Source organism: Streptomyces sp. NPDC088554 (assembly GCF_044752945.1).
Classification (GTDB): Bacteria; Actinomycetota; Actinomycetes; order Streptomycetales; family Streptomycetaceae; genus Streptomyces.
In genome coordinates, this window is the sequence record NZ_JBIVMF010000002.1 from 131,653 (window position 1) to 153,961 (window position 22,309).

Below are 22,309 nucleotides of genomic sequence, written 5' to 3' on the forward strand. Positions count from 1 at the left end.
CGGGCAGGAATCCCGTATATGAGGTTCGCGCAGCCCGTATAAGGCGTGTGTGGCTCTGTGAAAGGCCCGTGCGCACCCCGTGGGCGAGGTCAGAGCCGCCTGAGGACGGCCTGTTTGGCGAGGGTGAACTCCTCGGCGGTGAGCACCCCCGTCTCACGCAGCTCGCCCAGCTCCCGCAGCCGCCGCAGCAGGGTGTCGTGATCGGAGTCGGGTGCCGGGGCCGGCTCGGGGGAGGGGGCGGGCTCCGGGGCCTCGGTGAGGGCGGGGGACGACGGTACGGAGAGGGACAGCGCGTTCGGGTGCTCGATCCTGGCGACCACCGCGGCCCCCACCAACGCCATTAGCGGGTCCTTCCGGAACCCCCACAGCTCCACCGCGTGCGGGTCGTACTTCGGCGGGGTCGACACCGGCGCCCGGCCCGTCCGGAACCGCAGGAAGCCGTTCTCCAGACCGGAGCTGGGGCGCCACTCCACGCCCCGCACCTCGTCGAGGGCGAGGCTCCTGGGCCCGCCGGAGGCCTTGGCGGTCTCGGTCTTCCAGTTCCACTCCAGCTTGATCCGCTCGCCGTCGAAGGTGACGGTCCCGTCCCCCGCGCCCACGGTGATCGGCAGCGCGGGTCCCGGCAGCAGGTAGCGGTCGACGGGGCCGGTCCCCACCTGCTCCAGCAGCAGGGCGTTGCGCACCTCGTCGACGAGGTATTCGGCGACGCCCGTACGGTCGTTCTCGACGGTCAGCCGGTACGGGTCCATGGCGTCGTCCCGGCCGCCGCCCCCGGTGATCCGGAGCAGCGGGTCGGCGCCGTCGCGCAGCCGCAGCCGCAGCCGCCCGGACTTGCGCCCGGTCTCGAAGGAGATCCCCGCCAGCGCCTCCAGCGGTACGGCGATCTCGCCGAGCGTCCTGCGGAGCAGCCCGACGCCTCTGTCCTTGCCGGGCACGATACGGACCGTGTCCCCGTCGAAGGTCCACGTACCGTCCTGCTGGATGATTTCCGCCATACGACGATTCTGACGGGCTCCGAAGGGCTCTGCCAAACCTTTCGGAGCCCGCGCCGGGACCGGTGTCAGAGCCCGTCCGCGAATCGCGCGATGGGGTTCGTCAGGGTGCCGACGAGCTGGAGCGCGCCCGCCGGGTCGGCGAGGTCGACCATCTGCCTGTTGTCGCGCAGCTGGAGCCGGTTGAGGCAGGACAGCGCGAACTCCCCGGCGAACAGGTCGTACCGCGCGAATTTGTCGGCGAGCTGCGGTACGGACCCCTGGTAGCCCCTGACGCACTCGGCGACCGTCCGCCAGAAGACGTCCTCGTCGGGCAGCACCCCGTCCGTGACCAGTTCGGCGCCGAGGAAGCGCAGGAAGCAGTCGAAGACATCGGTGAAGACCGACAGGATCTTCATCTCCTCGGGCACGTCCGCGCGGATCCGCTCGACCGCCGGGTCCAGCACGGCGTGCGGGTCCAGCACCGCGATCTCCTCCGCGATGTCCTTGAAGATCGCGCGTTGTACGGTGCCGTCCTCGATGACCAGGATCACGTTCTCGCCGTGCGGCATGAAGACCAGGTCGTACGCGTAGAAGGAGTGCAGCACCGGTACGAGGTACGCGTCCAGATAGCGGCGCAGCCAGTCGGCGGGCGACCGTCCCGACTCGGCGATCAGCGCGCCCGCGAAGGAGCCGCCCGCCCGGTCGACATGGAGCAGCGACGCCATGGTGGCGAGCCGTTCCCGCCCCCGGAGCGAGGGCACGGGGCTCTCCCGCCAGAGCGCGGCCAGCATTTTCAGATACGGGGAGCCCTTGGCGGTGGCCGCCTCGTACTGCCGGTGGTGGTAGCCGATGGCCGCCCGCTCCCGGATGATCGAGAAGCGTGCCGCGCGCAGGATGGCGTCACTGTCGATCAGTCGCGCGAGCCAGTCGTTGATCGCGGGGGTGGCCTCCATGTACGCGGCCGACAGGCCGCGCATGAAGCCCATGTTGAGGACGGACAGCGCCGTTTTGACGTAGTGCCTGGCCGGGTCGCCGGTGTTGAAGAAGGTACGGATCGACTGCTGGGCCAGATAGTCGTCGTCGCCCTCGCCGAGGCAGACCAGACGGCGGTGGCCCAGCTCGCCGGCGAAGGTGACGGAGAGTTTGTTCCACCACTGCCAGGGGTGGACCGGGATCAGGAGGTACCGCTCCGGGTCGAGGCCCTGGTCACGCAGGACGGTGGCGAACCGCTCCCGGGTGGCGGGCGCCAGCTCCTCCCGTACCAGCGAGGCGTAGTCGAGTCCGGCGCCCGCGGTGAAGGTGGCGTGGTCGCGGTGGGCCGCGAGCCAGATCAGCCGGACCGGGGCGGCGGTCTCGGGGGCGTACGCGCGGTACTCGTCGACGCCGAAGCCCAGCCTGCCGTTGTTGGCGACGAAACAGGGGTGGCCCTCGGTCATCCCCGTCTCGATCTCCTGGAACCCGGCGGTGATCAGCTCCGCCGAGGTCACCGGCTTCTTGGTGAGTTTGTACGCCGTCCCGGCCAGCGTGGAGGAGATCTCCTCCAGATAGACCGGCAGGATCTCGGCGGAGAGCCCGAGCGTGTCGCGCAGTTCGATGAAGAAGTCGAGTGCGTCGAGCGGGAGTTCGGCGTCGTCCCGGTGGCGGGTGATCGAGTCGGCGGGGATCTGCCAGTGGTCGAGTGCGAACCGGCGGGCGGTGAAGCGGTACTCGGTGGACCCGTCGTCGCCGCGTACGGCATAACGTTCCCCGGCGCCTCTCCCGTCTCCGCCGAGTGGCTCGGGGGTCAGGATGCGCTCGTGGGAGAACTCCGCGAGCGCTTTCCTGATCAGCAGCCGTCCCGCCCGGTCCCATAGCGCGGGGGTCAGATGCGAGACGCCGCCGGTCACGTCGGTACGGACGGCGGGGACGGGGGAGAGGGGCGGGCGGTTCATCGGGCGACTCCTTGTGAGGCCAGGAACATCTCACGCGTACACACGCTCAGCAGGGCGTCCTTCTCCGGCTTCGCGAGTCTCTCCACGACCTGGAATCCGACGGCGTCGTTGAGCGCGTGGACGGCGGTGTTGCGGATGTCGGGTTCGACGACCACCCGTCGTACGGCGGGATCGTCGAAGAGCAGTGCCATGACCGTGGTGATCACGGCGCGGGTGAAGCCGGGCAGCCGCCGCGGCGCGTCGACCGGGGCGACGAGGAAGTGCATGCCGATGTCGCCGGGCAGGGCGTCGTACAGCCCCTTCAGCTCGACCTCCGCCGGGTCGTACCGCTCGATCAGAAAGGCGGGACGGCCCTCGTGGAGCCCGAGGAGGGCGTCGTGGTGCGCGGAGGCGGCGATGGACATGTACGCGCGCTCGACGTCCGGCAGGGTGGCGTCCCGCATCAGCCAGTAGGCGGCCTTGGGGTGGGTCACCCAGCCGTGCAGCAGCTCGGCGTCGGCGAACGGGTCGACGGCGCGGACCTCGAACCGGCCGAGGCGCTCGTCGGTACGGGCGAACAGGACGGGGGCGCTCATACGACGGTGCCTTCCGGGGCGGCGAACTCCTGGAACGCGATGGCCTTCTCGACGGGGTAGTACGCGCGGCCCAGCAGCTCGCCGATGATGTACGCGTTGCGGTAGGGGCCCATGCCCAGGTCGGGCGAGGTGATGCTGTGGGTGTGCGCCCCGGCGTTCTGGAGGAAGATCCCGCGTCCGGTGGTGTCGATGCTGTAGTTGCGGGCGACATCGAAGCGGCCCTGCCCGTCCCACCGGAGCCGGTCGCGGACCGGCTCCAGGAAGGCGGGGGTGACGTACTGGTACCCGGTGGCGAGGACGAGCCCCTCGGTGGTGAGCGAGAAGTCCTGCCCCTGCTCCTCCTGGCGCAGGCCCAGGGTGTACGTACCGCTGCCGCTGCCGCTGCCGCTGCCGCTGTCGTACGTGGCGGAGTGGAGCGCCGTGTTGGCGAGCAGCCGGGTGGGGACCGGGCCCTTGAGGTTCTTCTGGTAGAGCAGATCGAAGATGTCGTTGATCAGCTCCGAGTCGATGCCCTTGAACAGGCCCTTCTGGTCCGCCTCCAGCCGGTAGCGGGTGGCTTCCGGCAGCGCGTGGAAGTAGTCGATGTACTCCGGGGAGGTCATCTCCAGCGTGAGCTTGGTGTACTCCAGCGGGAAGAACCGAGCGGAGCGGGTGATCCAGTTGAGCCGGTAGCCGTGGACATCGATCTCGGAGAGCAGGTCGTAGTAGATCTCCGCCGCGCTCTGCCCGCTGCCGACCAGGGTGATGGAACGCTTCTTCCGCAGCTCCGCCCTGCCCTGCAGGTAGCGGGAGTTGTGCAGGAAGTCCCCGCCGAGGTCCCGGCAGCTCTCGGGGAGGTACGGCGGGGTGCCGGTACCCAGCACGAGATGGCGGGCGCGGTACGTCTCGTCGCCGGCGCGGACGACGTACAGCTCGCCCTCCTCCTCGTACGAGACGGAGGTGACCGTCCGGCCGAAGCGCACGCTGGAGAGCCGCGCGGCGGCCCAGCGGCAGTAGTCGTCGTACTCGATCCGCAGCGGATAGAAGTTCTCGCGGATGTAGAAGGAGTACAGCCGCCCCGATTCCTTCAGGTAGTTGAGGAAGGAGTACGGCGAGGTCGGGTCGGCCAGGGTGACCAGGTCGGAGAGGAACGGCGTCTGGAGGTGGGCGCCTTCGAGGAACATCCCGGAGTGCCAGGAGAAGCCGGGTTTCGACTCCAGGAAGACCCCGTCGAGTTCGTCGATCGGCTCCGTGAGGCAGGCCAGCCCCAGGTTGAAGGGGCCGAGTCCGATGCCGACGAAGTCGTACGGCTTGTCCGGATCGCGCGGAGTGCGTGGCTTGTGCGGAGTACGCGGCTCGCGCGGAGTACACGGATCGCGCGGAGTACGCGGCTCGCGGGGGTGGTCAGGACGCGTGGACAAGGGACTCTCCCAGGTACTGCTCGGCGTGGCCGGCGATCAGATCGAGGACGGCGGTGATGTCCCGCACGGTGGTCTCGGGGTTGAGCAGGGTGAACTTGAGGTACTGGCGGCCGTCGACGCTCGTCCCGGCGACCACGGCCTCGCCGGAGGCGAACAGCGCCTTGCGGGCGTGGAGATTGGCCCGGTCGATCTCGGTGGGGCGGGTGACGCGCTCGGGGAGGTAGCGGAAGACGAGCGTGGAGAGGCTGGGCTCCACGACGACGTCGTAGCGCGGATCGGCGGCGAGCACCCGCCAGCCCTCGGCGGCCAGGTCGCAGACCTCGTCGAACAGCTCGCCCACACCGTCCGCGCCCATCACCCGCAGTGTCATCCACAGTTTGAGGGCGTCGAAACGGCGGGTGGTCTGGAGCGACTTGTCGACCTGGTTGGGGATGCGCTCCTGGACGGTCCTGCGCGGGTTGAGATAGTCCGCGTGGTACGTGGCATGGCGCAGGGTGGCCCCGTCCCGTACCAGCACGGCCGAGGAACTCACCGGCTGGAAGAAGGACTTGTGGTAGTCGACGGTGACGGAGTCGGCGTGCTCGATGCCGTCGAGCAGCGAGCGGCGGGTACGGGAGGTCAGCAGCCCGCAGCCGTACGCCGCGTCGACGTGCATCCAGGTGTCGTACTGCGCGCAGAGCGCGGCGATCTCCGGCAGCGGGTCGATGGAGCCGAAGTCGGTGGTGCCCGCGGTGGCGACGACCGCCATCGGGATCAGCCCCTCGCGGCGGCAGCGCTCCAGCTCGGCGGCGAGGGCGACGGTCCGCATGCGCCGGTCGCGGTCGCAGGGGACGGAGACGACGGCCTCGGGGCCGAGCCCGAGCAGGGTGGCCGACTTCTGGACGCTGAAGTGGCTGCACGCGGAGGCGAAGACGCGCAGTTTCGCCGGCTCGGCGGTTTTGGCCTCCTCGCGGGCCAGCAGCAGGGCCTGGAGGTTGGACTGCGTACCGCCGCTGGTGAACACGCCGTCCGCGGCGGCGCCGAGACCGATCCTGCCGGTGGTCCAGTCGATCAGCTTCCGCTCGATGAGGGTGCCGCCCGCGCTCTGGTCCCAGGTGTCGAGGGAGGAGTTGACGGCGGAGAGCACTGCTTCGCCGAGGACGGCCGGGATGACGACCGGGCAGTTGAGATGGGCGAGATAGCGCGGGTGGTGGAAGTAGACGGCGTCCCGCAGATAGACGCGCTCCAACTCGTCCAGGGCGGCCGAGGCGTCCCCCAGCGGCCGGTCCAGATCGACGGCGGAGACGACCGGGGCGAGCGCGTCCGGGGTGATTCCGCTGAACGGCTTTTTGGTTGACGAGAGTTGGGCCGCGACCCGCTCGACCCCTTCGGTGACGGAGCGTCGGTAACGCTCCGCCGTCGTGTCATTGAGCAGGTGCGTACGCATCAAGGTCCTCCCGGGAGGTATGGGGGTGCGTGGGTGCGTGTGGGGGGTTGTTTGGGCGGTCGAGGGGGCGGTCGAGGGGGTGTCGCCGCGCCTCCGATGACAGGAATCAGGACGGAGGCACGGCGTAAAGTTAGGTTAGCCTAACCTAACTTCACGATTCAAGGGTGTCTCGCTGTCGCACACGCCCCTTCCGTGACGCGCGTACCGTAGATGGTTGCCGCGGGCGGGAGTTACGCGGCTCCGGCGGCGCTCTCCTCGGCCTTCACCGCGGCCTCCCGGAGCTGCTCCTCGCTCACCCCGCGCCGCCAGTAACCGACGAACGTCACGCGGCGGCGGTCGATCCGGCGCTCGCGCACCAGATGGCGGCGCAACTCCTTGACGGTCCCCGACTCCCCGGCGATCCAGGCGTACGGGCGGGTGCCGCGCGGCTCGGCCGCGCGCACGGCCTCCAGCGCGGGGGGCGCGCCCTCCTCCCGTACCAGCCAGGTGATCCTGGCGTCGGCGGCGGTGCGCAGCGGCTGCCGGTCCCCGCCGCGCGGGACCTCAAGCCAGACGTCGGCCCTCAGTTGGGCGGGCAGCCACTCCAGGATCGCGGACGCGGCGGGCAGCGCCGTCTCGTCGGCCCAGATCAGTACGGAGTCGGCGTCGGCCGGCGGCCGGAAGCGCACCGCCGTGTTCTCCGCGACGGCGGGCCCCAGGACCAGCACCCGGTCCCCGGTCCCGGCCCGGCCCGCCCAGCGGCAGGCCGGGCCGCCGTCCTCGTGCAGCGCGAAATCGATATCGACCTCGTCGGGGTCGCGGCGCTGCGCGCGCAGGGTGTACGAACGCATCACGGCCCGTACGTCCTCGGGCAGCGCCCGCCAGGCGGCCCACCAGTTGTCGCCCTCCTCGACGGGGACGACGGGCGCGGGCCGGCCCGGATGTGGCAGGAAGAGCGAGAGGCTCTGGTCGCGGCCGCCCGAGGCGAACCGGGCGAGATCCTCGCCCCCGAAGGTGATCCGGACCATGGACGGGCCGAGCCGCCGCGTCCGTACGACCTGGAGGGAGAAGAAGCGGAACGGGGCGGTCTCAGCCGTGTCCATGGGTGGGTCGACCTTCTTCGCGGGTTCGTCGGCCGGTGGCGGGGGTGGCCGATGGTCGGTGCCGGATCGTCGGGGATCGGGGATCGGGGATCGGGGATCGGGATCAGGGATCAGGGCGCGCGGTGCACGAGAGGGGCGCACCGAAAGTAGGTTAGCCTAACCTAATCAATTGGCCCAGGGGGCTCCGCCGCCGTCTTCCGTAGGGCACCGGGACACGCCAAGGGGCAGAGCGCCCGCGCGCCCTGCCCCTTGGCGTACCGGCTCGGTACGGCCTCCGTGCTGCTCCCGCTCCCGCGGCCGTATGCGCGGCCGTTCTCAGCCCGACATGCCCAACTCCCGCGCGATCAGCATCCGCTGGACCTCGCTGGTGCCCTCGCCGATCTCCAGGATCTTGGAGTCGCGCCACATCCTGGCCACCGGATACTCGTTCATGAACCCGTAGCCGCCATGGATCTGGGTGGCCTCGCGGGCGTTGTCGACGGCGACCGTCGAGGAGTACAGCTTCGCGATGGCCGCCTCCTTCTTGAACGGCTCGCCGTGGACGAGCCGGGAGGCCGCGTCCCGCCAGCCGACCCGCGCCATGTGCGCGCGGGTCTCCATGTCGGCGATCTTGAACTGGATGGCCTGGTTGGCACCGATCGGCCGGCCGAACGCGTGGCGCTCCTTGGCGTACGTCACCGACTCGTCCACACACCCCTGGGCCAGCCCGGTCGCCAGCGCGGAGATCGCGATCCGGCCCTCGTCGAGGATCCGCAGGAACTGCGCGTATCCCCGGCCCTCCTCGCCCAGCAGATTCCCCACCGGGACCCGCACATCGGAGAAGGACAGCTCGCGGGTGTCCGACGCGTTCCACCCGACCTTGGAGTACGGCGCCGCCACGGTGAAGCCGGGGGTGCCGGACGGGACGATGATCGCGGAGATCTCGGGACGGCCGCCGGAGGGGTCGGAGTCCGGACCGGGCTTGCGGCCGGTGACGGCGGTGACCGTGACCAGACCGGTGATGTCGGTCCCGGAGTTGGTGATGAAGCACTTGCTGCCGTTGATCACCCACTCGTCCCCGTCCCGCACGGCCGTGGTGCGGGTCCCGCCCGCGTCCGACCCGCAGTCCGGCTCGGTCAGCCCGAACGCGCCGAGCAGCTCGCCCGAGCAGAGCCGGGGGAGCCACTCGCGCTTCTGCTCCTCCGTACCGAAGCGGTAGATCGGCATGGCGCCCAGGGAGACCCCGGCCTCCAGGGTGATCGCCACCGAGGAGTCGACGCGGGCCAGCTCTTCGAGGGCGATCCCGAGCGCGAGGTAGTCGCCGCCCATGCCGCCGTACTCCTCCGGGAACGGCAGCCCGAACAGGCCCATTCGGCCCATCTCGCGGACGATCTCGTACGGGAACTCGTGCCGCTCGTACAGGTCGCCGATCTTGGGCGCGATGACGTCATGGGCGAAGGCCTCGACGGTGCGGCGCAGTTCTTCGTGTTCGGCGGAGAGCCGGTGGTCCAGGGACATCGGGGGAGTCACTCCTTGTGGGACGGTGCCTGACTCGGCGACAGCGCACGGACGGTACGGGAAGGGCTGGGGCGGCCCAGCCGTTCGGCCAGCCAGACGCTGGTGGCGGTGAGCCGGCCGAGGTCGACGCCGGTTTCCACACCGAGGCCGTCGAGCATCCACACGAGGTCTTCGGTGGCGAGATTTCCGGTGGCGCTCTTCGCGAACGGGCAGCCGCCGAGGCCCCCGGCGGAGGCGTCCACGGTGGTCACTCCGTGCTGGAGCGCGGCCAGGGTGTTGGAGAGCGCCTGGCCGTAGGTGTCGTGGAAGTGCACGCCGAGGACGTCCGTCGGTACGCCTTCCGCGTTCAACTCGGTGAGGAGGGCGCGCACATGGCCGGGGGTGGCGGTCCCGATCGTGTCCCCGAGGCTCAGCTCGTCGCAGCCCAGCTCCCTGAGTGCCTTGGCCACCCGGACCACTTGGCGGATGGGGACCGCGCCTTCCCACGGGTCGCCGAAGCACATGGAGAGATAGCCCCGGACATGGACCTTCCGCTCACGGGCCGCCGTGACGACCGGCTCGAACATGGCGAGCGACTCGTCCACGGTCCGGTTCAGATTGGCCTTGGCGAACGACTCCGTGACGCTGGCGAACACCGCGATCCGCCGGGCCCCGAGGGAGAGGGCACGCTCCAGCCCCCGCGTGTTCGGTACGAGGACGGGCAGCTCCGCGTCCAGGTCGGCGAGCAGCGGGAAGAGCCGCTCCGCGTCCGCGAGTTGCGGCACCCACTCGGGGCGTACGAAGCTGGTCGCCTCCACCGTCCGCAGCCCCGCGTCCACCAACCGGTGGATGAACTCCGCCTTGACCTCGGTCGGTACGACCGCTTTCTCGTTCTGGAGCCCGTCGCGCGCGCCCACCTCATGGACCCGGACCCGGGACGGCAGCCCGGGTGAGGGGACGGTCATGGGCAGTCCTGCGGTCATGATTCCTCCCGTGCGATGTCGCCGGTCGGGGTGACGGCGGTCGTGATGTCGCCGGTCGGGGTGACGGCGGTCGTGATGTCGGCGGCCGGGGTGACGGCGGTCGTGATGTCGGCGGCCGGGGTGACGACGGCCAGCACCTGGTCCATGGTGACCGTGGAACCGGGGGTGACGTCCAGCTCGGTGACGGTGCCGTCGTGCGGTGCGGAGAGGACGTGCTCCATCTTCATCGCCTCGACGACCAGCAGACTCTGCCCGGCGACGACCTCGTCCCCGACCGCCACCTTGACGACTGTCACGGTCCCGGGCATCGGCGCGGTCAGCGCGTCCGCGCCCCCGGCCCCGGCGGCCCCGCGCAGGGCGGCCTCGACGGGGTCGAAGTCCTGGACGTGCCAGCTGTCCCCGTCCCTGCCGAGCCAGGCCCCGGCCCGGTGGAAGGTGTGGGTGACCCCGCCGTACTCCACGCTCAGCCGGCCGCCCCCGGTGGACAGGACGCGGGCGGCGACCGGCGCATCGTCCGTGCCCGACCTGTCCGTGCCCGGCCCGTCCGTGCCCGACCTGTCCGTGCCCGACCTGTCCGTGCCCGACCTGTCCGTGCCCGGCCCGTCCGTGCCCGGCCCGTCCGTGCCCTCCCCGAGCCGGACCGTCGCGGCCGATACGGCGCCGCGCACCCGGACGGCCACCGGCTCCTGCCCGGACACCCGCAGATGGTGCACGGTCCAGGCGGGCTCACCGCCGAGCCGCCAGCCACTGGGCACCGAGAAGGGATCGGTCCAGCCGCCCCCGACCTCGCCCCCGTCCGTGCCGGAAGCCGCCGCGCCCACGCCCGACGCCCCGGGCGCCCCGGGCACCTCCGCCCCCGGCCCGCCGTGGCGCAGCAGCGCCGCCGTCGCGTACACCTCGGGCGGCACGGTGCCCTCCACCAGGCCCGCCGCCTCGCGCTCGACCAGGCCCGTGTCCAGGTCGCCCGCGACCACCGCCGGGTGGGCCAGCAGCCGGCGCAGGAAGCCCGCGTTCGTCGGGACGCCGAGGGTGACCGTCTCCGCCAGGGCGGCGCGGAGTCTGCGCAGTGCCGTGGCGCGGTCCGGGCCGTGGGCGATGACCTTGGCGAGCATCGGGTCGTAGGCGGAACCGACCTCCGTGCCCTCGGCGAGGCCCGAGTCCGTCCGTACTCCCTCGGCGTCCGGCTCGCGCAACGCCAGCACCGTCCCCCCGGAGGGCAGGAAGCCCTGGGAGCCCTCCGCGCCGGTCACCGTCTCGGCGCAGATACGTGCCTCCACCGCATGGCCGGTGAGGGCGATATCGGTCTGGGCGAAGGGGAGCTCCTCCCCGGCGGCGACCCGGAGTTGCCACTCCACCAGGTCCAGTCCGGTGACCAGCTCCGTGACGGGGTGCTCGACCTGGAGACGGGTGTTCATCTCCATGAAGTAGTACGACGCGGGGTCGCGGCCGGGGACGATGAACTCGACCGTCCCCGCGCCCGCGTACCCGCAGGAGCGCGCGGCCTGCACCGCGGCCTCGCCCATCGCCGCACGGGTCGCTTCGTCGAGCAGGACGGAGGGCGCCTCCTCGATGATCTTCTGGTGGCGGCGCTGGAGCGAGCACTCGCGCTCGCCCAGATGCACCACGTTCCCGTGGGCGTCCGCCAGGACCTGGATCTCGATATGGCGTGGGCGGTCCACCCAGCGCTCCACGAGCAGGGTGTCGTCCCCGAAGGAGGAGCGCGCCTCGCGGCGGGCCGCCGCGATCTCCTCGGCGAGCAGGGACTCGGACCGCACCAGCCGCATGCCCTTGCCGCCACCGCCCGCCGAGGGTTTCAGCAGCACCGGCATCCCGATCAGGCCCGCCGCGGCGGTCAGTTCGAGGTCGGTCAGCCCGCTGCCCGAGGAGCCGGGCACCACCGGGACCCCCGCTGTGCGTACCCTCTCCTTGGCGCGGATCTTGTCGCCCATCAGCTCGATCGCGGCGGCGGGCGGCCCGATGAAGACCAGCCCGGCGTCCGCGCAGGCCCGCGCGAAGGCCGCGTTCTCCGCGAGGAAGCCGTAACCGGGGTGGACGGCCTCCGCGCCCGTCCGTGCGGCGGCGTCGAGCAGCCGGGCGGCCGAGAGATAGCTCTCGGCTGCGGCCGTCGGGCCGATCCGGACCGCCGTGTCGGCCTCCCGGACATGCCGGGCATCCGCGTCCGCGTCGCTGAAGACGGCGACGGAGCGCACCCCCAGCCTCCGCAGGGTGCGGATGACGCGTACCGCGATCTCACCGCGGTTGGCGACCAGAACCGTGTCGAACATTCCCGAAGCCCTCATCTCTCACATCCGGAAGACGCCGAAGCCGGGCTCGCCCAGCGGCGCGTTGGCACACGCGGTCAGGGCCAGCCCCACCACCTGCCGGGTCTCCAGCGGATCGATCACGCCGTCGTCCCAGAGCCGCGCGGTCGCGTAGTAGGCGTTGCCCTGGGTGTCGTACTGCGCGCGGATCGGGGCCTTGAAGGACTCCTCGTCCTCGGCGGCCCACTCCTCGCCGCGCCCCTCCAACTGGTCGCGCTTGACGGTCGCCAGGACGGAGGCGGCCTGCTCGCCACCCATTACCGAGATCTTGGCGTTGGGCCACATCCACAGGAAGCGGGGGGAGTAGGCCCGGCCGCACATCGAGTAGTTCCCCGCGCCGTACGAACCGCCGACCACGACCGTCAGCTTCGGCACCCGCGCGCAGGCCACGGCCGTCACCATCTTCGCGCCGTGCTTGGCGATCCCGCCCGCCTCGTACTGCCGGCCGACCATGAAGCCGGAGATGTTCTGGAGGAAGAGCAGCGGGATACCGCGCTGGTCGCACAGCTCGATGAAGTGCGCGCCCTTCTGGGCGGATTCGGAGAACAGGATGCCGTTGTTCGCGACGATGCCGACCGGATGGCCGTGGATCCGGGCGAAGCCGGTGACCAGTGTCGTACCGAACTCGGCCTTGAACTCGGCGAATCGCGAGCCGTCGGTCACCCGGGCGATGACCTCCCGGATGTCGTAGGGCGTGCGGGAGTCCACCGGCACCGCGCCGTACAGCCCGGCGGGGTCGGCCTTGGGCTCCTCCACGGGCTCGACGGACCAGGGGAGCGCGCCGCGCGCCGGGAGCGTGGAGACGATCGTGCGCACGATGCGCAGCGCGTGCGCGTCGTCCTCCGCGAGATGGTCGGTGACCCCCGACGTACGGGAGTGGACCTCGCCGCCGCCCAGCTCCTCGGCGGTGACGACCTCGCCCGTGGCCGCCTTCACCAGCGGTGGCCCGCCCAGGAAGATCGTCCCCTGATTCCGGACGATCACGGCCTCGTCGCTCATCGCCGGGACATAGGCGCCGCCCGCCGTGCACGAGCCGAGCACCGCCGCGATCTGCGGGATACCGGCGCCGGACATCCGGGCCTGGTTGTAGAAGATCCGCCCGAAGTGGTCGCGGTCGGGGAAGACCTCGTCCTGGAGGGGGAGGAAGGCGCCGCCGGAGTCCACCAGATACAGGCACGGCAGCCTGTTCTCCAGGGCGACCTCCTGGGCGCGGAGGTGCTTCTTCACCGTCATGGGGTAGTACGTGCCGCCCTTGACCGTGGCGTCATTGGCGACGATCACCACCTCGCGGCCGCTGACCCGGCCGATCCCGGCGATCACCCCGGCCGCCGGGGCCGCGCCCCCGTACATCCCCTCGGCGGCGAGCGGGGCCAGCTCCAGGAAGGGGGAGCCGGGATCCAGCAGGGTGTCCACCCGGTCGCGCGGGAGCAGCTTCCCGCGCGCCGTGTGCCGCGCGCGGGCCTTCTCGCCGCCGCCGAGCCGGGCCGCGACCAGCCGGGCCCGCAGCTCGTCGGCCAGCGCCTGATGGGCCGCCTCATTGGCCCGCCAGGTCTCCGACGCCGGGTCGGCTGCGCTGACCAGCACGGGTGCCTGCCGCATCGCACGTACCTCCCTCACGAACTCACCCCATGGTTGGCGCCCGCTCACCCGATGGTTAACGACCGCTCACTCGATTATGTCCAAGTTAACGACCGCTAACCACCCTGTCTAGAATATTTCCCATGAGCCCCCGGACCCCGGCCCCGACCCGCCGCGAGCAGATCCTCAAGCAGGCCGCGCGACTCTTCGCCGAGCGCGGTTTCCACGGGGTCGGCGTCGACGAGATAGGAGCGGCGGTCGGCATCAGCGGCCCCGGTCTGTACCGCCACTTCGCGGGCAAGGACGCGATGCTCGCCGAACTGCTGGTCGGCATCAGCAGCCGGCTGCTGGACGGCGGCAGGCTACGGGTGCGCGAAGCGGGCCCGGACGACCCGGCGGCCCTGCTGGCCTCGCTGATCGACGGCCATATCGACTTCGCCCTCGACGACCGAGCGCTGATCACCCTCCACGACCGCGAACTGGACCGGCTGCGCGACAGCGACCGCAAGCTGGTGCGCCAGTTCCAGCGCCAGTACGTCGAGCTGTGGGTCGCCGTCGTCCGCGACCTTCACCCGCACATTCCCGAGGTCCGGGCCCGTGGCGCCGTCCACGCCGTCTTCGGCCTGCTCAACTCCACCCCCCACCTCGGCTCGTACGGCGCGGGCCTCCCCACCCGTACGGCCACCGAGAACCTCCTCCGCCGCCTCGCCCACGGCGCCTTCGCGGCCCTCTCGGACCCGGCGGAGGTCGCCGAGGAGGCGCCCGGCGTGACGCGGCTGGGGGCTGACAAGGAGACGCGCCCGGGGGCTGACAAGGAGACGCGCCCGGCGTGACACGGCGGGGGACTCACATGGAGCGGTAGATCTCGCGACGGTGACCGACCGCCGACACCCGTACGAGCGGCTGACCGTCCTCGACCGTGTATACGGCACGCTCGACCGTGTACACGGCACGGTGATCGCCGACCCGGAGCCGCCATCGGGCATGGTGGCCCTGGAGCGCCTTGATGCCGAAGGCGCTGGTGTCGCCCTGGTCCATGGCTTTCCGGAGTGCGGCGAGGCGCTGAAGGATGCGTATGGCGTCGGGGCGGGGGATCTTGAGCATGTCACGCTGGGCGTGCGGGGTGAATCGTGTGGTGTGTCCCATGGGAGCGGGCGCTGTCGGGCGTGGTGCGAGCGGAGCAGCTCGGCCATGCCCTCAAGGGAGATGGAACCTGCTGTCCCCCTCGGATTCGGCTTCGTCGGCGAGCTGGTTGAGCCAGGCGTCCTCGCTCTGCTCCGCGAGCCGTCGCGGGCGTCGGTACTCGTCGATATCGACCAGAACGGTTTCTTCCCGGCCACGGCGGGTGATGACGGTGGGGGTATTGTCGCGCCGCGCACGGTCTATGGCGTCCGCCAGGTGGCTGCGGACCTCGGCCATGGACTCGACCACCGGCTCACTCATGTAACGAATGTGGCAGGTGTACATCTACGGCCCCGGAGACCGTGGGGGGGAGGCCGGAACCCCTGCCTCCCCCCCACCATCCGGCCGCTCAGGCGGCCTTGAGCGCCTCCAGCTCCCGGGCCAGCGTCTCCACCGGCTGGAACGTCATGCCGAGCAGGGCGACGTGCTTCCAGCGCAGCGCGCCGTCCGGGCCCACCAGGAACACCGAGCGCCGTACCCCGATGCCCGGCGCGGCGACACCGAACGCCCGCGCGACCGACCGGTCCGTGTCGGCCAGGAGCGGGATCCTGAGGTCGTACTGGCGGACGAAGGACTCGTGGCTGTCGACATCCTGCGGGCTGATGCCCCACACCTCCGCCCCGAGGTCCGTGAAGATCTCCAGTCCGCTGGAGTACGAGCACAGCTGCTTGGTGCAGACGGTCGTGTTGTCGCCGGGGTAGAACGCGATGATCAGGGGGTGCCCGCGCCGTTCCGTCAGGCTGTAGTCCCGCCGTACGAAGGTGTCGCCGTCGAGGACGCCGCCCGGCAGGGTGAAGTCCTCCACCGGCCGGCCGAGGTCGGGTGATGCTGCCACAGGTCACTCCCAAACTGCGAGGAACGCGGATGCGTTACGTTATGCCTATGGGCTGGACGGTATGCCTCCCCGCGCCCCCGGACCGTCCCGGGGTGCGGGACATCCGGCGCCCTCTCCGTGCCGGGCGGCACAATGGCAGCATGCCGATACCGATACCGAGTCGCCCCGCCCTTGTCGACCATCTCGTCCGTACCCGTATCGCAGGAAATGTCGCCACCCCCCGCGACAACAACCTCTCCCACTACCGCAAACTCGCCAATGGCGACCGCCATTACTGGCTCGGCCTGGAGCTGGGGGACCGCTGGAGCGACGAGCAGGACGTGCTCGCGGTGATGGCCGAGCGGTGCGGGGTGAGCGACGATCCGGAGCACCGGGCGGGCCAGGACACCATCGACCCCGAGCTGACCGTCGACGCGTTGGAGCGGATGGCCGCCCGGCTGCGCAAGGCGGCGGACGGCAAGGAGAGCGTGCTGTTCGCGACCGGCCACCCGGGCGGGCTGCTGGACGTGCACCGGCAGACCGCGGACGCCCTGCGGGCGGCCGGCTGCGAGATCGTACGGATTCCGGGCGGCCTGGTCGCGGACGAGGGCATGGTCTTCCAGTTCGCCGGTGTCGCTGTCCTGGAGCGTGGCGCGACCCTCTGGCACACCCACTCGCCCGAGCCCATGCGCGCCATCCTGGACGGCCTGGAGCGCGACGGCAGACCACAGCCGGACCTCGTCCTCGCGGACCACGGCTGGGCGGGCTGCGCGGGCCAGCGCGGCCTGGACTCGATCGGTTACGCGGACTGCAACGACCCCGCGCTGTTCCTCGCGGAGGCGGAGGGCACGCTCCAGGTGACCGTACCGCTGGACGATCATGTGACCGACCCGCGCTTCTACGACCCGATGACGGCCTATCTGCTCAACGCGGCGGGCCTGCTCTGACGGCCGGTACGGCGGACAGTACGGCCGGTACGGTCAGCGCGGCCAGTACCGTCCGGCGGCGGCCCGCACGCCCCGGCGCTCAGCCGCGCGGTGAGCGGATCACGCCCTCCTGGATCACGGAGATTGCCAGCCGGCCGTCGCGCGTGTAGATACGCGCCTGGCCCAGCCCGCGCCCGCCGGACGACGACGGTGACTGCTGGTCGTACAGCAGCCACTCGTCCGCGCGGAACGGCCGGTGGAACCACATCGCGTGGTCCAGGCTCGCCCCCACCACATCACCGACCGCCCAGCCGCCCCGCCCGTGGGCCAGCAGCACCGAGTCCAGCAGCGTCATGTCCGAGACGTACGTCGCCAGGCACACGTGCAGCAGCGGATCGTCCGTCAGCTTGCCCGCCGTCCGGAACCACACCTGCGACCGCGGCTCCCGTGCCTCCCCCACACTGCCGAACGGCGGCGCGTCCACGTACCGCAGATCGACCGCCGCCCGCGCCTCCAGCAGCCGGTCCAGCATGCCCGGATCGGCGAACCCCGCCGCGTAGTCCGGCAGCGACTCCTCCGCCGTCAGCAGGGTCTCCGGATCCGGCGCGTCCGGCATCTCCGTCTGGTGCTCCAGGCCCTCCTCGTGCAGCTGGAAGGAGGCCGAGAGATGGAAGATCGGCTGGCCGCGCTGGATCGCGACGACCCGGCGCGTGGTGAACGAACGCCCGTCCCTGATCCGGTCGACCGTGTAGACGATCGGCAGGCCGGGATCGCCCGGCCGCAGGAAGTACGCGTGCAGGGAGTGCGCGCTCCGGTCGGCGTCGACCGTACGGCCCGCCGCCACCAGCGCCTGCGCGGCGACCTGCCCGCCGAAGACGCGCGGGACGACGCCGGGAAGGCTCAGGCCACGGAACATGTTCTCCTCGACCCGCTCCAGATCGAGCAGGCCGAGGAGGTCCTCAAGGGCGTTGTTCACAGGCTTCACGCGGGGGCTTCGCACACGGTGTGGGGCATGGGGCGAATTCTAGAGCCCCATCGACTTGGCGATAATCATTTTCATGACCTCGCTGGTGCCGCCGTAGATCCGGTTGACCCTGTTGTCCGCGTACAGCCGGGCGATCGGGTACTCGTTCATGTAGCCGTAGCCGCCGTGCAGCTGGAGGCACTTGTCGATGACACGGTGCGCGACCTCGGTGGTGAAGAGCTTCGCGGAGGCCGCCTCGGCCGCCGACAGCTCGCCCAGGTCGTGCGCCTCCATCGCGCGGTCGACGACGGCCTCCGCCGCGTCCACCTCCGCCTTGCAGGCCGCCAGCTCGAACTTGGTGTTCTGGAAGGACGCGACGCTCTTGCCGAAGACCGTCCGCTCCTGCACGTACGCCTGCGTGAACCGTACGGCCGCCGCGGCCTGCGCGTACGCGCCGACGGCGATGCCCAGCCGCTCCTGCGGGAGGTTCTGGCCGAGGTACGAGAACCCCTGGTTCTCCTCGCCGAGCAGATCCTCCACCGGCACCTTGACGTCGCTGAACGACAGCTCGGCGGTGTCGGACGTCTTCAGCCCCAGCTTGTCCAGCTTGCGGCCGACCGCGTACCCCTCCGCCTTCGTGTCCACCACCAGCAGCGAGATCCCGAACCGCCGGTCCTCGGCGGTCGGCGCGGCGGTACGGGCGCAGACGATCACGCGGTCCGCGTGGACACCGCCCGTGATGAACGTCTTCGAGCCGTTGAGCACGTAGTGCGTACCGTCCTCGGACAGCTTCGCCGTCGTCTTCATCCCCGCCAGGTCGGAACCGGTCCCCGGCTCGGTCATGGCGATGGCGTACATGGCCCGGCCGCTGACGAAGTCCGGCAGCCAGCGCTTCTTCTGCTCCTCGGTGGCGTACGCCTTCAGATACGGCAGACAGAGCATGACGTGCACGCCCGACCCACCGAACGACACCGCCGCCCGCGCGCACTCCTCGGTGATCACCGCCTGGAACTTGAACGACTCCTCGCCGGCCCCGCCGTACTCCTCCGGCACCTCGATACCGAAGATCCCCAGGTCGCCCAGGGCATGGTAGAACTCGCGCGGCGCCTGCCCGGCCTCGTACCACTGATCGTGCACGGGAACGACCTCGGCCTCGATAAAGGCCCGGATGGTCTCCCGGAACGCCTCGTGGTCCTCGTTGTAAACGGTACGGCGCACGGGGAGCCCTCCTTGGTCGGCCTGCTCTGCGGCGACTGAATCTAAGCGCTTGCTCAGTCCAAGTTACCCGGGAGTTCGTTCGGGTGTCCAGAGCGATGCGCGGTGCGAAATCCACCGCGTAGTCCGTATCGGAACGTCCGGCGGCCGCCGGAGGTCGCGGCCGTCCACGCTGACGTCCGTACGTACGGATGTCAGTGCGGACGATTACGCTGACCGCGCGAGAGAAGGGGGACGGTGTGCTGCTGCGATTCCGTGTGGCGAACCGGCGGTCCCTGCGTGATGAGCGGGAGCTGTCCCTTGTCGCACCCCCTCGGCGGGCGCCGTGGGCGCGGCGGTCCTGGCGGGCCGGCTGGGCGGTTCCCGGGTGACGACCCTGCTCGGATCGGCCCAGTGGCTCCCCGGGAGGGCGCGGGGTTCGGCGCGGCGGGAGCGGGGTGCGGCACGGCGTGCGACATGGCAGGGCGGGTCGTAGCGGAGGGTCACTCCGGAGCCCGGAGCGGTCACTGTCAGTGGTCGGGTGCATTCTTGAGGAGCGGTACGAGAAGACGTGGCGCGGCCCGCACGCGGCGGAGCCGTGCCCGCAGGACGCCCGAGCCCGAAAGGCCCCACCGATGAGCAGCAGCAACGGACCCGACACCTTGCCGAGGACCCGTGCGGACGGGCCGCGCGGTCCGGTGGACTCGTCCCGGATCCCGAGGTACGCGGGCCCGGCGACCTTCGCCCGGCTGCCCCGGCTGGACGAGGTGTCCACCGCCGATGTCGCCGTCGTCGGCGTGCCCTTCGACTCCGGGGTGTCCTACCGGCCGGGCGCCCGCTTCGGGGGGAACGCGATCCGGGAGGCGTCGCGGCTGCTGCGGCCGTACAACCCCGCGCAGGACGCGTCGCCGTTCGCGCTGGCGCAGGTCGCGGACGCCGGGGACATAGCGGTCAACCCGTTCAACATCGACGAGGCCGTCGAGACGGTCGAGGCGGCCGCCGACGAGCTGCTCGGCACCGGCGCGCGGCTGATGACCCTCGGCGGTGACCACACCATCGCGCTCCCGCTGCTGCGCGCGGTCGCGAAGCGCCACGGACCGGTCGCGCTGCTCCACTTCGACGCCCATCTGGACACCTGGGACACCTACTTCGGCGCGGAGTACACCCACGGCACGCCGTTCCGCCGGGCCGTCGAGGAAGGCATCCTCGACACCGAGGCGCTCTCCCACGTCGGGACGCGCGGCCCGCTGTACGGGAAGCGTGACCTGGACGACGACGCGAAAATGGGGTTCGGGATCGTCACCTCCGCCGATGTGATGCGCCGGGGTGTGGACGAGATCACCGACCAGCTGCGGCAGCGCATCGGGGACCGGCCGCTCTACATCTCCATAGACATCGACGTGCTGGACCCGGCGCACGCGCCCGGCACCGGCACGCCCGAGGCCGGCGGGCTCACCTCGCGCGAGCTGCTGGAGATCGTGCGCGGTCTGGCCTCCTGCGACCTGGTCTCGGCCGATGTCGTGGAGGTCGCCCCCGCCTACGACCACGCGGAGATCACCTCCGTCGCCGCCTCCCACACGGCGTACGAGCTGACGACGGTCATGGCCCGCCGGATCGCCGCCGAAAGGACGGCCGGGTGATGCACGACCACGACCACGACATCCCGCCCTTCACCCCCGAGCAGACCGCCGCCGCCCTGAACCCCCCGCCCGGCCGGACCGGCGGTGACCTGGTCGTCGAGACGCTGTACGGACTCGGCGCGACCACCGTCTTCGGGCCCGTGACCACCACCTCCGGGCTGCCGGGACAGCACGCGCCCGGCCTGTCCGACGCACTGCGCCGCTCCTCGCTCCAGTACGTCGGGCTGCGCGTCGAGAGCAACGCGGGCTTCGCCGCCGACGCCTACGGCCGGGTCACCGGCGAGGTCGCCCCGCTGCTGCTCCCCGCCGGTCCCGGTGCGCTCACCGCGCTGCCCGCGCTCGCCGAGGCGGCCGCCGCGTCGGCGCCCGTGCTCGCTATCGCCGGCCAGATCCCGGCGGCGGGCCTCGGCGGCGGACGCCACGGCTATCTGCACGAGCTGCGCGACCAGCAGGCGTCCTTCCGGGACATCGTGAAGTCCGTGCACGTGGTCGGGGCGGCCTCGCAGATCCCGTCCGCCATCGCCGCCGCCTGGGAGTCCGCGCTCACCGCCCCGCACGGCCCGGTCTGGGTCGAGATCCCGCAGGACGTCCTGCGGGCCGGGACCTCCCTGCCGCTGGTCACCGCCATGGACGCCACCCCGCGCGAGCCGCTGCCCCGACCCGAGCTGACCGCCGTCGCCGCGCACGCGCTGTCCCACGCCGAACGCCCGATGATCATCGCGGGCGGCGGGGTCGTACGGGCGGACGCGTCCGGCAAGCTCAAGGCGCTCGCCGAGAAGCTGGACGCGCCGGTCGTCACCACCTTCGGCGGCAAGGGCGCCTTCCCCTGGGAACACCCCCTGTCGCTCCAGTCCTGGCTGGCGGACCGCCACACCACCGACTTCCTGGAGGACGCGGACGTTCTGCTGGTCGTCGGCTCGGGCCTGGGCGAGCTGTCCTCCAACCACCACACGCTGCGTCCCCGTGGCCGGGTGATCCAGATCGAGGCCGACCCCGGCAAGCTGGAGGCCAACCACCCCGCGCTCGGCATCCACGCCGACGCCAGGGCCGCGCTGGCCGCGCTGCTGGAGTCGGTGGAGCCGCGCCACGACCCGGCCGCCGCGGCGGCCGTACGCACGGTGCTCGCGAAGGTACGGGAGCGGATCGCGGCCCAGGACCGCACGTTGGAGCAGCGGGTGCTGGCCGCTGTCCGCGAGGCGCTGCCCGCCACGTCCGCCAGCTTCTGGGACATGACGGCGCTGACCTACTGGGCCTGGTCTGCCTGGCCGGGACCGATGCACTCGGCACAGGGCGCGGGCGGCCCCGGCTACGGCTTCCCGGCGGCGCTGGGCGCGGCGGCGGCGGACCGTACCAGGCCCGTGCTCGCCGTCTCGGGCGACGGCGGGGCCATGTACTCGACAGCCGAACTGGCCACCGCCCGGCAGTACGGCCTGCCGGTCACCTGGCTGATCGTCGACGACGATGGCCGAGGCATCCCGCGCGAGGGCGCGACCGAAGCCTTCGGCGCGACCGAAGCCTTCGGTGAGGCCGCGGGTACGGAGCGGGCCCGCCCCGACTTCGTGGCCCTCGCCGAGTCGTTCGGCGTCCCAGCGGTCCGTACGGCACCGGAGTCGCTCCGCGAGGACCTCGCCAAGGCGCTGGCGGCGCCGGGCCCTTCGGTGGTGGTCCTCCCCGCCGTCCTGCGGATGTTCGCGCCGACGCACCTGTCGACGCGTCCGTAGGGGCATCTGCGGTGCTCTGTGGCACTGTGCCCGATGCCGCAGAGCACCGGCCGGTGGCGGAGAGAGGAAACTCACGGCCCCGGCCTTTTGTGTCCTTTGGCCGGCCCCTCCGGCCGCCTGGC

General features: G+C 71.4%; 19 protein-coding genes. 4 read left to right on the forward strand and 15 right to left on the reverse strand.

Going from position 1 to position 22,309, the window contains the following annotated elements; genetic code table 11:
• Window positions 1–89: 89 nt before the first annotated feature.
• From ACIP8W_RS02655 to ACIP8W_RS02700, 10 genes are all read right to left on the reverse strand, one after another.
• Window positions 90–995 carry a DUF4429 domain-containing protein gene (locus ACIP8W_RS02655; protein ID WP_402152528.1) on the reverse strand — a complete coding sequence of 302 codons (906 nt, stop codon included), beginning with the start codon at window positions 993–995 and terminating at the stop codon, window positions 90–92.
• Window positions 996–1,060: 65 nt separating this feature from the next.
• Window positions 1,061–2,905 carry an IucA/IucC family protein gene (locus ACIP8W_RS02660; RefSeq protein ID WP_402201678.1) on the reverse strand — a complete coding sequence of 615 codons (1,845 nt, stop codon included), beginning with the start codon at window positions 2,903–2,905 and terminating at the stop codon, window positions 1,061–1,063.
• Window positions 2,902–3,480 (reverse strand): GNAT family N-acetyltransferase, encoded by a 579-nt coding sequence (locus ACIP8W_RS02665; protein WP_401952570.1) that lies wholly within the window; start codon window positions 3,478–3,480, stop codon window positions 2,902–2,904. The genes ACIP8W_RS02660 and ACIP8W_RS02665 overlap by 4 nt, the downstream gene beginning before the upstream one ends.
• Window positions 3,477–4,880, reverse strand: coding sequence for a SidA/IucD/PvdA family monooxygenase (locus ACIP8W_RS02670; protein WP_402201680.1), 1,404 nt, complete (start codon window positions 4,878–4,880; stop codon window positions 3,477–3,479). The genes ACIP8W_RS02665 and ACIP8W_RS02670 overlap by 4 nt, the downstream gene beginning before the upstream one ends.
• On the reverse strand, window positions 4,864–6,306 hold the full coding sequence (locus tag ACIP8W_RS02675; RefSeq protein ID WP_401952574.1) for a pyridoxal phosphate-dependent decarboxylase family protein: 1,443 nt from the start codon (window positions 6,304–6,306) through the stop codon (window positions 4,864–4,866). The genes ACIP8W_RS02670 and ACIP8W_RS02675 overlap by 17 nt, the downstream gene beginning before the upstream one ends.
• Before the next feature lie 230 nt (window positions 6,307–6,536).
• Window positions 6,537–7,388, reverse strand: coding sequence for a siderophore-interacting protein (locus ACIP8W_RS02680; protein WP_402201682.1), 852 nt, complete (start codon window positions 7,386–7,388; stop codon window positions 6,537–6,539).
• A 315-nt stretch (window positions 7,389–7,703) separates the two neighbouring features.
• Window positions 7,704–8,885 carry an acyl-CoA dehydrogenase family protein gene (locus ACIP8W_RS02685; RefSeq protein WP_401952579.1) on the reverse strand — a complete coding sequence of 394 codons (1,182 nt, stop codon included), beginning with the start codon at window positions 8,883–8,885 and terminating at the stop codon, window positions 7,704–7,706.
• Window positions 8,886–8,893: 8 nt separating this feature from the next.
• Entirely contained in the window at window positions 8,894–9,847 is a 954-nt protein-coding gene (locus ACIP8W_RS02690; RefSeq protein WP_402201684.1) for a hydroxymethylglutaryl-CoA lyase, read from the reverse strand.
• A complete protein-coding gene (locus ACIP8W_RS02695; RefSeq protein ID WP_402201686.1) occupies window positions 9,844–12,132 on the reverse strand; it encodes a biotin carboxylase N-terminal domain-containing protein in 2,289 nt (762 codons plus the stop codon). Before ACIP8W_RS02695 ends, ACIP8W_RS02690 begins: the two co-directional genes overlap by 4 nt.
• A gap of 18 nt (window positions 12,133–12,150) precedes the next feature.
• Window positions 12,151–13,767, reverse strand: coding sequence for a carboxyl transferase domain-containing protein (locus ACIP8W_RS02700; protein ID WP_401952586.1), 1,617 nt, complete (start codon window positions 13,765–13,767; stop codon window positions 12,151–12,153).
• A gap of 122 nt (window positions 13,768–13,889) precedes the next feature.
• On the opposite strand from ACIP8W_RS02700, the gene ACIP8W_RS02705 reads away from it, so the two are divergent.
• Window positions 13,890–14,579, forward strand: coding sequence for a TetR/AcrR family transcriptional regulator (locus tag ACIP8W_RS02705; protein ID WP_401952589.1), 690 nt, complete (start codon window positions 13,890–13,892; stop codon window positions 14,577–14,579).
• Between the two features lie 13 nt (window positions 14,580–14,592).
• Here ACIP8W_RS02705 and ACIP8W_RS02710 read toward each other — a convergent pair whose 3' ends face one another.
• From ACIP8W_RS02710 to ACIP8W_RS02720, 3 genes are all read right to left on the reverse strand, one after another.
• Window positions 14,593–14,892: a type II toxin-antitoxin system RelE/ParE family toxin gene (locus ACIP8W_RS02710; RefSeq protein ID WP_402151681.1), complete on the reverse strand. Its 300-nt coding sequence runs from the start codon at window positions 14,890–14,892 to the stop codon at window positions 14,593–14,595.
• A 51-nt stretch (window positions 14,893–14,943) separates the two neighbouring features.
• Window positions 14,944–15,189 (reverse strand): type II toxin-antitoxin system Phd/YefM family antitoxin, encoded by a 246-nt coding sequence (locus tag ACIP8W_RS02715; RefSeq protein WP_402201689.1) that lies wholly within the window; start codon window positions 15,187–15,189, stop codon window positions 14,944–14,946.
• An 88-nt stretch (window positions 15,190–15,277) separates the two neighbouring features.
• Window positions 15,278–15,763 carry a peroxiredoxin gene (locus ACIP8W_RS02720; protein ID WP_401952595.1) on the reverse strand — a complete coding sequence of 162 codons (486 nt, stop codon included), beginning with the start codon at window positions 15,761–15,763 and terminating at the stop codon, window positions 15,278–15,280.
• A 146-nt stretch (window positions 15,764–15,909) separates the two neighbouring features.
• On the opposite strand from ACIP8W_RS02720, the gene ACIP8W_RS02725 reads away from it, so the two are divergent.
• Window positions 15,910–16,689, forward strand: a complete 780-nt coding sequence (locus ACIP8W_RS02725) for a phosphatase (protein ID WP_401952837.1) — start codon at window positions 15,910–15,912, stop codon at window positions 16,687–16,689.
• A gap of 79 nt (window positions 16,690–16,768) precedes the next feature.
• Here the strand turns inward: ACIP8W_RS02725 and ACIP8W_RS02730 are convergent, their stop codons facing one another.
• Together ACIP8W_RS02730 and ACIP8W_RS02735 are read right to left on the reverse strand one after the other, a co-directional pair.
• Window positions 16,769–17,584 (reverse strand): acyl-CoA thioesterase, encoded by an 816-nt coding sequence (locus ACIP8W_RS02730; RefSeq protein WP_401952840.1) that lies wholly within the window; start codon window positions 17,582–17,584, stop codon window positions 16,769–16,771.
• Window positions 17,585–17,692: 108 nt separating this feature from the next.
• Window positions 17,693–18,850 (reverse strand): acyl-CoA dehydrogenase family protein, encoded by a 1,158-nt coding sequence (locus ACIP8W_RS02735; protein ID WP_401952598.1) that lies wholly within the window; start codon window positions 18,848–18,850, stop codon window positions 17,693–17,695.
• Window positions 18,851–19,461: 611 nt separating this feature from the next.
• Between ACIP8W_RS02735 and speB the strand changes: the two genes are divergently transcribed.
• Window positions 19,462–20,466 (forward strand): agmatinase, encoded by a 1,005-nt coding sequence (speB, locus tag ACIP8W_RS02740; protein WP_401952600.1) that lies wholly within the window; start codon window positions 19,462–19,464, stop codon window positions 20,464–20,466.
• Window positions 20,463–22,187 carry a thiamine pyrophosphate-binding protein gene (locus ACIP8W_RS02745; protein WP_402201692.1) on the forward strand — a complete coding sequence of 575 codons (1,725 nt, stop codon included), beginning with the start codon at window positions 20,463–20,465 and terminating at the stop codon, window positions 22,185–22,187. The genes speB and ACIP8W_RS02745 overlap by 4 nt, the downstream gene beginning before the upstream one ends.
• Window positions 22,188–22,309 lie beyond the last annotated feature (122 nt).

Coding starts and splice junctions, on each gene's coding strand:
- ACIP8W_RS02680 (WP_402201682.1), bottom strand. CDS start 7,388: ATGGACACGGCTGAGACCGCCCCGTTCCGCTTCTTCTCCCTCCAGGTC.
- ACIP8W_RS02655 (WP_402152528.1), bottom strand. CDS start 995: ATGGCGGAAATCATCCAGCAGGACGGTACGTGGACCTTCGACGGGGAC.
- ACIP8W_RS02730 (WP_401952840.1), bottom strand. CDS start 17,584: ATGTTCCGTGGCCTGAGCCTTCCCGGCGTCGTCCCGCGCGTCTTCGGC.
- speB (WP_401952600.1), top strand. CDS start 19,462: ATGAGCAGCAGCAACGGACCCGACACCTTGCCGAGGACCCGTGCGGAC.
- ACIP8W_RS02715 (WP_402201689.1), bottom strand. CDS start 15,189: ATGAGTGAGCCGGTGGTCGAGTCCATGGCCGAGGTCCGCAGCCACCTG.
- ACIP8W_RS02700 (WP_401952586.1), bottom strand. CDS start 13,767: ATGCGGCAGGCACCCGTGCTGGTCAGCGCAGCCGACCCGGCGTCGGAG.
- ACIP8W_RS02710 (WP_402151681.1), bottom strand. CDS start 14,892: ATGGGACACACCACACGATTCACCCCGCACGCCCAGCGTGACATGCTC.
- ACIP8W_RS02685 (WP_401952579.1), bottom strand. CDS start 8,885: ATGTCCCTGGACCACCGGCTCTCCGCCGAACACGAAGAACTGCGCCGC.
- ACIP8W_RS02660 (WP_402201678.1), bottom strand. CDS start 2,905: ATGAACCGCCCGCCCCTCTCCCCCGTCCCCGCCGTCCGTACCGACGTG.
- ACIP8W_RS02675 (WP_401952574.1), bottom strand. CDS start 6,306: ATGCGTACGCACCTGCTCAATGACACGACGGCGGAGCGTTACCGACGC.
- ACIP8W_RS02690 (WP_402201684.1), bottom strand. CDS start 9,847: ATGACCGCAGGACTGCCCATGACCGTCCCCTCACCCGGGCTGCCGTCC.
- ACIP8W_RS02665 (WP_401952570.1), bottom strand. CDS start 3,480: ATGAGCGCCCCCGTCCTGTTCGCCCGTACCGACGAGCGCCTCGGCCGG.
- ACIP8W_RS02695 (WP_402201686.1), bottom strand. CDS start 12,132: ATGTTCGACACGGTTCTGGTCGCCAACCGCGGTGAGATCGCGGTACGC.
- ACIP8W_RS02705 (WP_401952589.1), top strand. CDS start 13,890: ATGAGCCCCCGGACCCCGGCCCCGACCCGCCGCGAGCAGATCCTCAAG.